Below are 13,091 nucleotides of genomic sequence, written 5' to 3'. Positions count from 1 at the left end.
CAAAGAATAGTATCGAACTTAAGGTGGAAGTTATTAAACTGATAATTACCCAGTCAATTAAAAAAGCCCAAAAACGTGATCCAAAATCAGCAATGATGAGACGATTACCAACAGGTTCTTTGTAGACTGTAATGGCTTCTTTGTCCTTTACCGCTTCTTTAACTGTTTTTTGATCCTCTGAGAGTAATATCTCTCCACATTGAGAACAAAAAGCACTATCTCGTTCATTTAATGAACCACAGTTTGTACATTGCAACATAAATTCCGTTTGAGCTCGTGGTTTAGCTTCAACGATATTTGTAGGGGCACCTTGATAATATCGTATCCTTTCATGTCTTCTTTTTGTTCTAATACCACTCCAAATTAATATAATACCGAGTAAACCGAATAAACCACCAAATACAACAAGTATCCATCCAATTGCATTGATAATTGGGACTCTAGCACCTACACTGAAAGTAATATCAATGGAGTTAGAGGCACCAAAATCCGCGTTCATGGCAATTAGGGATATAGATCCGCTGGTTACATCCTCATAAGTAGGTTTCCATATAAATTCAGTTCCTAGAGTTCCACCTGTAAGCCACGATATAAAACTCACATTTGGTAACTGCCAATTTGTACCATTTGGTCTTTTGCTATATTCAATAGTATAGGACGGTTCACCACCAAGATCCCAATTGTCAAAATATTCAAAATTTGTGATATACAAATAAGAGATACTGGTAGAAAGGAATTGTTCTGCATTAGACATAGTACAAAGTCCCACAAAAACAGAATCTCCTAGTGAATCGAAAGCATTCATCTTCAGTGTAACGAATTTTGAGGGGTCAATTCGTACTCCAATATTCACCGTATCTAAAGGAATATCTAGTCTTATTGCCTGAACTCCAGTTTCGCTAATCCGCATGTTTCTAGTCATAAAATACCCTTGATTATCGGTAAATACCGGAACAACTAGCAGGATTGCCGAACCTCCGATGAATATTGGAAATCCTATCAAAAAAATAAAAATTCCAGCAATTAATTTAACTGCACTTACCATTTTAACCATCTAGATTTTTATTTATCTGGAATTAAATGGAAGCTTAGACTATTATATAAGTAGGCCTCGAGGCATCGTAAAAATATGCTAAATCTTCAAACTCCTTGATTTAATCTTTATTTAGGATAATTGGATATAAAGTGTCTTTTAACGTGAGGAGTACTTGTCTAATGTTTCTAATAGTGCTTTTCCCAAATCAATTTCGAGGAAATTGGTCAAACAAAATAATGAAAACAAGAGATCCCCACATTCATTTTTAACAAGTTGTAAAGGGAATTCTAGCTGCCGCTTTTTATCAATCTTACGGACATTCAAATACTCCTGTAGAGCTCTTGCAAGTTCACCTAGTTCTTCAGTAATGGCTGCAAGAAGCCAAGGAAGATCCCAATATCCACCATGTGAAATAATATAATCGTCAACTTGCTTTGCTAGACTCTGTAATTCCATCAAAATCACCTTTGTTAATTCATTTTATACTGTGTTAATTTAACTAAAATCGATAGCTTCTGATGAGATCGAAGAGATTTTAAACTAAATTATTAGGTTGTACCATAATGCTGTATTGATCAAATTCTTAAGAGGTTTTTGAGTTGAGTTATATTGAAAAAGCATTTTGGGACTATTTAAAATCAACTTTATTTTCAGGGGTAAGGATTCTTATTTCTAGAAGATTTATTCTCTTTTCTTTAATTTTGTTTATAACTTCAATCATTACAACTGGAGTGGTTGTTTTCGAAGGACAAGATATACCATTTATCAGTTTACTTACAGTTGATTTTGTGTTTTTATTGCAAATTAGTATTGCAATTGGCTTCATTATATCAGGATTGCTTTCTAAAAAGCTAAATCTAATACTAAGATTTTTAATTCTTTTGATAACCGTTTTAATTGTTCAAATCTTATATTATCTTTCACAAGATAATAATACTTTTCAATTCGTATCTGAATTATTAACCCAAGCATTTCCTTTGTTCGCTTTCCTTAGTTGGGCGTTTTTAGCACCATTAGCTACCTTTGCCTTTACGAAGGGGATGATGTCAAATAAACTTACAGGTAGTATCTTATTTCTAGGAAAACCTATCTCTGAAAGAAAATCAATTTTTTCGGGATTGATGTCATTAATTGCAATATTATCTTTGTTTTGGAATTTGATAATGATTTACATTGGATTTACTGAATTAAGATTCAGTTATTTAGTTTTAGGGTTTATAGGAGCCGGAGTTGCAATACTCATAATTATTGTGGTCAATGGATATATCTATTCTGATGATGTTTTTAATACTATCTTAGGTTTATTCTTTATAATTAGTCTCCCAAATCAATTACTGATATTCCTTTCTTCAGTGAGTGGAACAGAAAGTGTAGTTTCTAGTTTTGATTATATTTTTGTTCTTTTTTCTCTTCTTTATACTGCACAAAATATTTCTCGTCGGGTTAAATTAAAAGGAATCGTCCAAACAACCGGCACTAAAAGGAAAATAAAAGAGGATCCTTTTCGTATAGGAAGATTTATTGGTTTTGTCGGAGGAGAGGGGATTGTTTTAATATATTTAGGGCTTTATTTAGGCTTTCATCTCATCCAACTTCAAGTTTTAAGTGGATTAGCTTCTGCGTATGAACTACTTTTTGGAGCTCTACCTCTTTCAGAAGTGTATCATGATATTACAATGGCTTTTATGGTATTAATCCTTCTCATTGTAATGCTTTTTTACACGATGCAAAGAGGAAAGGGTTATTGGGAAACAGATATTATTAGATTTGACTTTTTACCTCCATACGAAGACCTTATAGATTATATAGATAAAATTAAAAGAGGAGAGGTTGGGAAAAAGGATTTAGCACTTACTGTGGGAAAAAAGGCCTTCTCTGTTGGTGGAATAGGAATTTTTGCAGCAGCTAAGAAATTTCGTGATCTTGTTGGCCGAGAAAGAGGTAAAGATGAAAATTAAAGAAATATTAATACCTAAAAACTTTAAGGAATCGATCCACGTGATACTACATTATGTTTGTGGATAGATTCTTGAGAAATGGTTTGTGCTTTTATCTTCAGATTTTTCTCTAAATAATGTTTTGAGGCTAGTTCTAATAGATTACGAGTCACATCCTCAACAAATAATGGATTTTTGTGCATTCTTTCTACTACCCATTGTTCATCTTCAGATTTTAATAATGAAAAGGTTGGTGAAGAAAAACTTTGATCAATGATCTTACTTAAATCCTCCATATCAGGAATATCTTTAGTTTTTCCTCTCAAAGTAATTTCAGCATACGCTCGTTGTATGTGAGTCCTTTGAGATGAATTTCGGGAGAGAGCATGAGGACAAACGGTATTACCAAAGGTTCCGAGAGATAATTCATGTTCAATCTCTTTATTATCCCACCAAGTTATTAATTTTCCTTTATAATATTCTTTTGACGGCTTTTTAGTAACTGGAGTTACTCTTGATGTGAAAAACAGAAAATCTAGACTTATCGAGGCTTTAATAAACTCATGTCGATCATTAAGTGTTTTTAAAACATGAATAGACATTTCTTCAAGAGAATAGTGCGTTTCTATCTCACTACTTAAGACTTCAGATATTGTCTCAACAAAGCGTGATAAATGAGCACCTTTTTGATTTGAAGGTAGGTTAATAACCACGCTTACTGTAACGGTATACCGATAAATTCTTGAACCCCGGGTAATTGAGATTTGGGTTTTAAAATCAGTCACACCAACTTCATCTAATGAAATTTTAATATTTGGAGTTTGATTTTGCAGCTCTTGGGACATATTACCACACATCATCCTGCATATTAAACAAATGAAGAATAAGGATTTTAATGCACTAAATATAATGGATATAAATTCTCTATACTCCGTTTATAATGTTTAGAACAGACTTTATAGAATTTTTTTAATTTTTACTATCAATACAGTTTTATTTACTTAATCAGGAAGTTTTTTGCCAGATTAATAGATTTTATATATTCCATATCAAATTTCTTTGTTAATATCATTTTTCAGAGGGGAATGATGATATTCAGAAGAACATGAAATACTAGGTAAAAATTATCAATTTCTATTTTAACAATCCTTTAATTTCCAAAAAAACTCAAATAGATCAAAAATCGACTGATTCGCCTTAAGGATGATTACTTGTCTACCATTAGGAGATTTAAATAGCTTAGATACAGCATTAAATATTTTCGAATATGTAACAAATGAATTTAGACTTAAATTTCACAAATCTCTCTTATTAGGGAAAATGGTATAAATAGGAAAATTGGGACGTAAAACAGGAGAAGATTTTTATAAATATTACAATGATTTAGTATAAAACTATAAATTGAGTGTACATCTAATCCTCATTAAATTGTACAATAAAAAATAATTGGGTGAAAAGCTTTGTCATTACCAAAGGTCATCAGTATCTATTCTCGTACTTCTAGCTGCGGAAAAAAAACTATTGCATTGAATGTTTTCCTATCATATGTCAAAATAAATCCAGGAATGAGGGTTCTTATAGTAGATTTCCTAGATCCCGAAACGCTCAGATATTCATTAAATAAATATGGCAAATCTTCCTTTACAAGCACAGATTTTTTAAGTGAGATTTCTGATGATATTTTAGTTAATGAAGCCCTATCGATATTTGAAGATCAAGATCAGGGATCATTTTTGAGGATTCTTCCATCTTCTGGATGCCTTATTACTTTACCAGATCAAAAGAAAAGATTAGAGTATCGAAAAAATGCTCTTTTTTTCCGAAATACAATAGATCTTTTAATCTTTCTATTACCTGTAAGTATTGAGGAAAATTCAATCAGTATGAATGCCATCCTCGAAAGCGACATGATCTGGATTATGACTACTGAAAAGTATCCTGAGGTTAGCTTAACCCGTTCTGCAATCCAAAATTTCTTTAATTTTCTCACTAAACCAACTCTACTTTTATTTAATAAAATAAAACCCCCTCTACTACTAACAAAACTTGATCGGTTTAGAGAAGACTTAGAGAAAAAAATTAGGCAACCAATTTGGTATTTAATACCTTGGTTAGAAGAATTGAATAATTTTAGTAATGAAGGTATTTTTCAGATTGAAAATCCTGATTCAACAGTGAATGAGATATTTAAAGAAATAAATGATTTATTTCAAGAATTTACAGCCTCAAGTAGAGTACAACCAGACATAAAACGAGACGGTGAGGAAAGCCCAATTGCATTATTCTTCACTGATACTGTTTCAGGAGCTACAATGTATTATTACTTTTTTGGAAAGGCTGAAGATGAAATGAAGAATCCAGCCTTAATCACAGCTGCTATGATGAGTATCGCCCAAATGGTATCTGAAACAGCAGGAAGACGAGGAGATCTCCATTTCATTGATAATGGAAATGTAAAAATCTATTTAAGGAAAGGTAAAATGGTATTAGGAATCCTTTATACTCCGATTGAAAATGACCAGTTGGTGACACTCCTTTCTGATTGTATTCAGAAGTTTGAAAAAGAATTTAAGGATTCTATAATTGATTTTTCAAAAACAGGGAGAATAGGAGGATTTTCAAAAGCACGCGAACTTGTTGAACAGATATTTGAGTTTTATATTTTTGATATCCATACTGTTTCTGAAAACCTTCGGACTAAAATATTAAGCTATGGAACTCAAAAAGATCTCCTTCATGGCGATCCTGAAGAGCTTTTCAAAGAATTTGCAAAAAATTCTTTGGAGAATGAAGATATAAGGTTCTTATTAATGCTAGAATTTACTTCTACACATAATGCACGCCACAATTTTCTTCTTGAATTAGGTCTAAATCCACATAAATTTAAAAATCAAATAGAAGCAAAAACTGGAAATCTACTTTGTTCCTGCACTAGACCACCTGAGTACGTTCAAATACAGGCATATGACGCTTTGGCAATTCTATCTCTCCCTGAAAAATTAAAACCGACAGCAAGAGCTCTTTTTACATCTAATGTACTTTCTCCTGAAACTGCTGCTAAAATAACCAAGAGAGATGAGATAATTGAACTCCAATGCTTAGAAGAATTAAGAAAATTAGGATATGTAAGATTAATTTCTCCCGAGTGATATGAGAATTGTGGTTAGTTCAGAATTTCAATTTTATATTCATGATTAGAAGAATTCTCTTTTTTTGCACAAAAAACATAAGAACCGAAATTTGTAGAACACATTACGTCGATATCAAATAATATATATGTTTATTTGTTTTAAAATGAATAAGTAATTTAAATATACTGATTTAGATAAAATTATCAGAAAATTCTCGGATTATGTTTTATAACTTGTATTTACTGGAGTGAATTAATTTGGAACGCCAACATGATATGTATGCAACAATAAAAGTTGAAGAAATGTTACAACGTCGTAGAATGGATCCTAAGAAAGATAGAATGGAATTAATAAGGAATAAAGGGTTAGTTCAACGGACACTAGCCCTTATCAGGGGTAAAGAGGCATCTTCAGAAGAGGTGAATTCCACTATTAAATGGCTTGAAAAAGTCTCAAAATATGTTCCCATAGCCACTGATAAAGAACTTGAGGAAATTGTAAAAATAATGGTCATTTTGAGCGAAGAAAGAGCAAAATTCAATGAATTATATGATGTTCCTGGGTTAAAGCTCATGAAACGGGTTCGTGAGGGTATGATTCGATATATGGTCGTACTAAGTGAAATTAGAGCTCGTACAGGAGAGTATTTAGAACATTGGTTCACAGATGAATATTGGATATCTGAATGGAGTCGAATTCTCCTTGACCTAAAACCGAATGACAATATGGTTAAATATGGTTTTAATGACATTAAAGCACAGGAATTCCTATTTCTTTTAGAATTAGAATTAGCAGCCGCAGATGACGCTTCAAAATTAGAAAAACCAATGGTTCGATTGCAACCGATTGAAAACAAAGATGCTTTCTTAATTATTCCAACTGAAGCTGCAGCAAATGATTATAAGATTCAAGTGGATAAAATCCTAAATAAAACTGTTACTTTTACAAATTGGGTAAAAGACACATTAATTTCTCTAAAATTACCTAAATAAATTTAAATTGGTGAAGAAAATGAGTGAAGATCGACGATTATGGAAAATTGTTTTAATTGGAGATGGTGCAGTTGGTAAAACTTCCCTCCGTAAAAGGTACTTAGGTGAAGGATTCAGTACAGATTATATGAGTACTATGGGTGCTGACTTTGCGCTTTATGATACTGAAATTAAAAATACCCACATTCGTTGGCAAATATGGGATTTAGCTGGTCAACCCGTCTTCAAAGATGTTGTTAAAGCTTACTACACTAAAATATTTGGTGGAGTGTTAGTTTATGATGTCACTCGCAGACTTACCTTTCAAAATGTTGAAAAATGGTTAAATGACATGTGGTCCCATTCGGGACGTGATCAAAAGGTACCAGTGGTTTTGCTTGCTAATAAAATTGACCTTCGTGAGGAAGGAGCAGAAGCTGTCTCTACTGAAGAAGGTAAATCTCTTGCAACTAAACTAGGAATAAAATTCCTAGAAACAAGTGCAAAGTCTGGAACTGGCGTTGAAGAAGCATTCAACGAACTTGGAAAGCAAATTTTGGAGTATACTAAAAAATAAAGCCCTTCCCAATTTTTTCTTTTACATTATATATCTTCAAATTTTGCTTGGAAAAAAACGTGACGTGCTTTTCCTTCAGGTGCTGGTACTTTCTCCAAAAAGTTAAGCTTTTCTAATTGGTTCAGATGATAGCTAGTTGTACTTCGACTACGCCCCATTCTTTCTGCTACTTCTGAGGCGGTCATAGGTTTATTTTCATCAGCAATAACTTGATATGTTCTCTTAAGATGATCGTCCAACTCCTCAAAGCTACGAAATATTACATTAGCAGATCTTTTGGATTCTTCTTCATTACTATCCAGTTTAGGAAGATTAAAATTGTTTTCAATTCTTGAGATCCGACTATCAAGCATATCTACATCTTTTTTAAGAGAAATGACTGTTTCTAAAATCAAATCAATTTTATCAGTTGATGAAAGTTGGTTTCTTTCTTTTTCTGAGCCCACTTCCAATGGCTCCTTTTTACACTACTAACCAGACCTAATAGGATAATGAATATAAGGTTTCTCAATGTGGAACTAGAGAAGATTTTCGATAATCTAATAAAACTTTGTTGAAGAAAAGCATTTATTAATACAGTCTTAGCAATATTGATATTTTGTCATGAATTCAAGTTCTATTGTTTCCACTAAAAGATATCAACCTTTAATATCTCCTATAAAGGCTATTGATTAGTAACTAGGTCTTTATACTTGTTATTCGCTTAAAGAATTCTTATAAAAACTCATTTATTTATTAAAATAAGCTATTATTTCAAAGTTTCATTTATTAAATAAGATTGAAAAGACTTATATATATTAAAAGATAGGAATCTTTTAAAAAATCGTATTAGAAAGTCATTTATAGACGAAAACCCAAGATAACTTAAGTAGGTTGCGTTTAGAGCCCCATTAATAATTGAATATAGTTTAAACGATATTTTAAAGTATTAAAACAAACAAAAATTCAGGAAAAAGAGTCGAAAATACAATGTCCCAAGGAGCAGGATATCTATCCCATCAAGCGTTAGAAAAGGTTATAGAATCGGTAGGAAAGCATAAAGGTGTTTATGGAGCAGTGCTAACAGATACTGACGGTTTACCTCTTCAATCAAGTCTTCCTTCTGAAGATACTGAGCGTGTAGCAGCTCATGTAGCTTCATTAGTAGGAAAAGTTAGAGCAATATCACAAGAAATCTCACGTGAAATCGCTAGATCAATAAGACTTGAATTAGAAGTTGGAGATGTTGAGATTATACCTGATTATGATTCCGAAATTATTATTGTTGCATTAGTTAAGCGAGAGAGCAGTACTATGACTCTCTCTTCAGATAGGTAGTTGGTGATTTTACTTGGTTGAAGATGAGTATGTTATTCCCTCAGTTCTACAAAATACAATTAAAAGACTAGCAGCAAGAAGGGGAGTAAAAGGAATTTTAGTCTGCGATGAAGATGGTTTACCACTCCAAAGTAATCTACCACAGTCAGATGCTGAAAGGGTTAGTGCACATGTCGCTGCACTAATAAAAAAGGTTCGAAGTGTTTCAGATGCCTTGGATCATGGAAAATTACAAAGTGTTTATGTAGAAATGCCACGATCAGAGATTATTATCACTCCTGATGAAACAGCTGGGTTTACAATAGTTGTTTTAAAAGAAAGATTAGCTTAATCAATTATTAAAATCAGATCAATGAATTATTCTTTTGATTGCCATCCATTTGAGTTTTTTTTCTGATTCTAATTTAGGAAATAATTCTTTTATAGCTAATCATAATTCTTTATATTGCAGAAAACTAAAATTAAATTACTCTTAAGTTGATCTTAATGAATTCAGGAATAACTGATCCAGAAAAACCACAATTTTGTGGGAATTGTGGATCAAAATTAATAGAAAATGCCACTTTTTGTGGGAATTGCGGACAAGCTGTTACTAGTAATCTAACCAAACCTTTTATTATGCAAAAACCAAGTCCTCCTTTGCAATACCAACCAGGATATCGGATTCAATCCCAGAGGTTTGAACCACCGTTACCTTTTTTTACTCACTTTCGTGGAGTACTTTTTTCGCCTAAAGAAGAAATGGCACGTATCATCCAACGACCTAATGTAAAACAACCATTGATAATGATTTTAATTGTGGGAATATTATCGGGAATTGGACTACTAATTTTTTTCTCCAAACTTTCCTTAACTTTTACTGAGGATTATATTAACAGTTTAGGATTACCTAGAGGCCAAATTAGTGACGCTGAATTGACTTCGATCATTCAAATTTCAATATATATATCTGCTTTATTTGTTCCATTAGGATTAATCGTAAATTGGGTAATAAACGCTTTAATACTTTGGATATTACACTCGCTTTTTGCAACACAAGTTTCACCCGAATTGAGGAGTTATCGTGTCAATTTAACAGTTATTGGATGGGCTTCTCTTCCTGGAATCTTTGAAGAACTAATCAATATATTACACAACTTAATTTTTATATCTCCGAAAACTGCTACTATCGCGAGTCAATCTGAATTACAAAATTTATTAGCTACTCCCTCTTCCGAAATATTTCAATTATTTCTTTCTATTTTGAATTTGATTATCTTTTTATATGGAATCCTCTTAATTTACCTTAGTATAAGGCAATTAGATTCTCTGGGATCAAATTCAATGGTAATCATAATCATTTATACTATAATTTCCTTTATGGTACCTATATTACTTAGTGGTTTCTTTATCTAAACATTGGAATAGATTCTTGGAGAATATTGAAGAACGATACGAGTAAAAATCATATCTCCTAAGCTGTTAACTTCCTTAAAACAGAAAAGAGGAGAATCTTTAAAATTACGAAATAGATCCTTATCATTGAATAGATTCGTTCCTGATCCACAAATTACTGGTGCTATTGCAAGCTGAATCTCATCTATAAACTGTAATTTGAGCATTTGGACGTTCAAGGTTCCACCTCCCTCAAGCATCAACACATTAATCTTAAAATCCTTTTTTAATACTTTTAACAACATTTCAAGATCAACCAAAGGGCCATCTCCACAAAAAATGACCGTACATCCTAAATTTTCTAATTCTTGTTGTTTCTGTTTTAAACATAATGATGTTGTGCCAATAATTGTCTTTATTTCAGGTCGAAAAGTAATTATGCGTGAATTAAGAGGAATATCTCCTCTTGAACTAACCACAATTCTGATTGGATGACGTAAAACTGATTTTTTTACATATTCCTCTTTAACGGTAAGCTTTGAATCATCTTTTTTTATTGTTTCACTCCCTACCATGATTGCATCTGAATTCATACGTAAATTATGAACTCGTTGCCAATCTTGGTTATTTGATAGCTCTGAATCTCCATCTAGCGAGCTAATATAACCGTTCAAACTCATTGCTGCCGAGAGAATAACATATGGTCGATTAATTCTACATTTTGAGTTTTTCATGTACAATAACTTCTCCATGGAATAGATCTAAGTCAATATCTTGAGGTATATTACTGTGAAAAAGGAGAGAATAACTAGGATCCCTAGCATATTCTGTTCTTGGATTTTGAAGATTTACCGCTAATAAATCTGCCCAAGCTCCTACCTGAATTATTCCTGTATTCAATGAGAAAAAACTAGAGGGATTAGTAGTTATCATTTTTAATGCCTGAGATGGAGAAGGATGAATATTATCTTCCTTTAACCTATAAAGTGTCCACCGTAACTCTTCTAATATATTTGGAGGTGTTACCATTACATTATCAGTTCCTAATCCTATTTTATATTCTGAATTCGAGAGAAAATAGCCAACAGGGGGAAAACCAAGGCTGAAATAGGCATTCGAACGGGGACAGAATATAAGAAAAATATCAGGAGGGATGGAATGCAATTCCTCATGATTTAAAGAAGTAAGATGAACAAGAAAATTCGGTTTAAGATATTTTAACGCTAGCTGAAGATCCGAGATTCCGAATTTATTAATTGCATTCAGTACTACATCGTTGTTCTCTGCTATATGAGTTCCAAGCCATAGATTCTTATTGTCAACAAATAATTTAAATGATTGAATTTCTTCTTTGTTATAATAAATAGGAGTGGATAATCCTAATCCCTTGATATAAGGAACTAATTCTTCAAGCTTGTTAGAATTTTGAGGACGACCTAAAATGTGAACATTAATAGGTAGATCCCTTGAAGCTTCTAATAATTCAAGTATTCCTTGTAATCCATTTTCTCTGAAATCAAAACAAGTAGAAATTCCACAATCGATCATCTCGAGTAATGCGAATCTCATAGCTCTTACACGATCTAATTTAGGAATGTTTAATATGTCAAATTTTAATCCATTCTCCCCTACTGCTTCATCAAGAGTTTTATTATATGCTAAATCCTTTAAAATAGCATCTCCTACATGAGTATGAGTATTAATAAATTTTGGAACTAATAAATGAGAATTGTAATAAGGGATATTATCTGTGATAGCTAAATGAACCTTAGTATTAATTTCTTTAATTTTTCCTTCTTGATCGATTGATATAAGGACATTTTCTTCTAAATCTAAATCTGGTCCAATTAATCCGTATTTAAAAAATAATTTTCGAAGGAATACCAAAATAGAAATACTTCCGAATCTTATATAAATATTTTCTTGATTTTCCCTTTATATTTTCTTAAATTATTAATTTTTTTTAACTTTTCAAATGCATTTCTTTTTACAAATTAATTCTTAGTATAAAATTCAATTAAACTTGTAATTAAATCTAGAGTTTAAGGGATTAATTAAGAGAATTAATACGGATAGCTAGCAAAATTTAACAAATTCAAGGAGTAATTAAAATTTCATTCAATATTATATTATTATATTTAAAATAGCTTAAAATTTTCTGAATAAGTAAATTTTAATTTACCTTAATCAATATATTTTACAGAAAAAAGTGTTACGATGCCTTTTGGTATTCAAGATGGATAGAAAAGAATTTATGATTACATCTAGATTATAAAATGTGTAATAATTTACTAAAGTATGCTTTAACTAAAAACAAATTAAATTGATTCTTACAAAAGTGTATGTTAAAAAAGGAGACAGTTTTCTTTTAAATTGAATTTTTATGGTTTAAATTAAAATTAATATATTGATCAGTTACAAATTCTATAAATATGGAATTAAACTCCCTTAAATTACTGTTTATAATGAGTATTATAAATTAGGTAAAACTTGGGGAGGAATTAACCAGAAATAACCAATTTATAATCTCTTTCTTATAAAATCGTCGATAAAAATAATTTTATATGCTTTATTATATTTTAACAATTTAAATAAGGATTAACTTAGCTTTAATTCCTTATAATAACATTATTCTATATTTGAATTCCGTAAATTTATCTATTTGGCTTTTCATTCAGAATTAGATCATATTATCTTTTTTAAAACTTTTAAATTTTTAATAAGGAAATTCAAGGGATTTATTTTATT

Annotated in this window: 12 protein-coding genes and 1 pseudogene; 7 read left to right on the top strand and 6 right to left on the bottom strand. The window is 31.3% G+C overall.

Features of this window, described 5'->3' with window-relative positions; genetic code table 11:
- Both ACWVCY_RS03100 and ACWVCY_RS03095 read right to left on the bottom strand, forming a co-directional pair.
- Positions 1–1,045 (bottom strand): annotated as a pseudogene (locus tag ACWVCY_RS03100) (hypothetical protein); the annotation flags it as partial.
- A gap of 147 nt (positions 1,046–1,192) precedes the next feature.
- Entirely contained in the window at positions 1,193–1,492 is a 300-nt protein-coding gene (locus tag ACWVCY_RS03095; RefSeq protein WP_455140226.1) for a MazG nucleotide pyrophosphohydrolase domain-containing protein, read from the bottom strand.
- Positions 1,493–1,635: 143 nt separating this feature from the next.
- Here ACWVCY_RS03095 and ACWVCY_RS03090 point away from each other — a divergent pair, with 143 nt between their 5' ends.
- A complete protein-coding gene (locus ACWVCY_RS03090; protein WP_455140225.1) occupies positions 1,636–2,994 on the top strand; it encodes a hypothetical protein in 1,359 nt (452 codons plus the stop codon).
- A gap of 23 nt (positions 2,995–3,017) precedes the next feature.
- Here the strand turns inward: ACWVCY_RS03090 and ACWVCY_RS03085 are convergent, their stop codons facing one another.
- The gene (locus tag ACWVCY_RS03085) at positions 3,018–3,818 is read right to left on the bottom strand and encodes a GTP cyclohydrolase, FolE2/MptA family (protein ID WP_455140224.1); all 801 of its coding nucleotides are present in this window, start codon (positions 3,816–3,818) and stop codon (positions 3,018–3,020) included.
- A gap of 615 nt (positions 3,819–4,433) precedes the next feature.
- Between ACWVCY_RS03085 and ACWVCY_RS03080 the strand changes: the two genes are divergently transcribed.
- The 3 genes from ACWVCY_RS03080 (at position 4,434) to ACWVCY_RS03070 (ending at position 7,652) form a co-directional block, all read left to right on the top strand.
- Positions 4,434–6,122, top strand: coding sequence for a hypothetical protein (locus tag ACWVCY_RS03080; protein WP_455140223.1), 1,689 nt, complete (start codon positions 4,434–4,436; stop codon positions 6,120–6,122).
- Positions 6,123–6,361: 239 nt separating this feature from the next.
- Positions 6,362–7,096, top strand: a complete 735-nt coding sequence (locus ACWVCY_RS03075) for a hypothetical protein (protein WP_455140222.1) — start codon at positions 6,362–6,364, stop codon at positions 7,094–7,096.
- Between the two features lie 10 nt (positions 7,097–7,106).
- A complete protein-coding gene (locus tag ACWVCY_RS03070) occupies positions 7,107–7,652 on the top strand; it encodes a Rab family GTPase (RefSeq protein WP_455140221.1) in 546 nt (181 codons plus the stop codon).
- Positions 7,653–7,678: 26 nt separating this feature from the next.
- Here ACWVCY_RS03070 and ACWVCY_RS03065 read toward each other — a convergent pair whose 3' ends face one another.
- Positions 7,679–8,098 (bottom strand): helix-turn-helix domain-containing protein, encoded by a 420-nt coding sequence (locus tag ACWVCY_RS03065; protein ID WP_455140220.1) that lies wholly within the window; start codon positions 8,096–8,098, stop codon positions 7,679–7,681.
- 523 nt (positions 8,099–8,621) lie between these two features.
- Here ACWVCY_RS03065 and ACWVCY_RS03060 point away from each other — a divergent pair.
- The 3 genes from ACWVCY_RS03060 (at position 8,622) to ACWVCY_RS03050 (ending at position 10,364) form a co-directional block, all read left to right on the top strand.
- Positions 8,622–8,969 (top strand): roadblock/LC7 domain-containing protein, encoded by a 348-nt coding sequence (locus ACWVCY_RS03060; protein WP_455140219.1) that lies wholly within the window; start codon positions 8,622–8,624, stop codon positions 8,967–8,969.
- A 13-nt stretch (positions 8,970–8,982) separates the two neighbouring features.
- Positions 8,983–9,300, top strand: coding sequence for a roadblock/LC7 domain-containing protein (locus tag ACWVCY_RS03055; RefSeq protein ID WP_455140218.1), 318 nt, complete (start codon positions 8,983–8,985; stop codon positions 9,298–9,300).
- Positions 9,301–9,455: 155 nt separating this feature from the next.
- On the top strand, positions 9,456–10,364 hold the full coding sequence (locus ACWVCY_RS03050; protein WP_455140217.1) for a YIP1 family protein: 909 nt from the start codon (positions 9,456–9,458) through the stop codon (positions 10,362–10,364).
- On the opposite strand, the gene ACWVCY_RS03045 is transcribed toward ACWVCY_RS03050, so the two are convergent.
- On the bottom strand, positions 10,361–11,077 hold the full coding sequence (locus tag ACWVCY_RS03045; RefSeq protein ID WP_455140216.1) for a RibD family protein: 717 nt from the start codon (positions 11,075–11,077) through the stop codon (positions 10,361–10,363). The genes ACWVCY_RS03050 and ACWVCY_RS03045 overlap by 4 nt on opposite strands.
- The gene (locus tag ACWVCY_RS03040; RefSeq protein WP_455140215.1) at positions 11,058–12,230 is read right to left on the bottom strand and encodes an amidohydrolase family protein; all 1,173 of its coding nucleotides are present in this window, start codon (positions 12,228–12,230) and stop codon (positions 11,058–11,060) included. Before ACWVCY_RS03040 ends, ACWVCY_RS03045 begins: the two co-directional genes overlap by 20 nt.
- Positions 12,231–13,091 lie beyond the last annotated feature (861 nt).

It is taken from the genome of Candidatus Hodarchaeum mangrovi (assembly GCF_975850365.1).
Note: the sequence above shows the minus strand (reverse complement) of the source record. Positions and strands in the feature narration are given on the sequence as shown.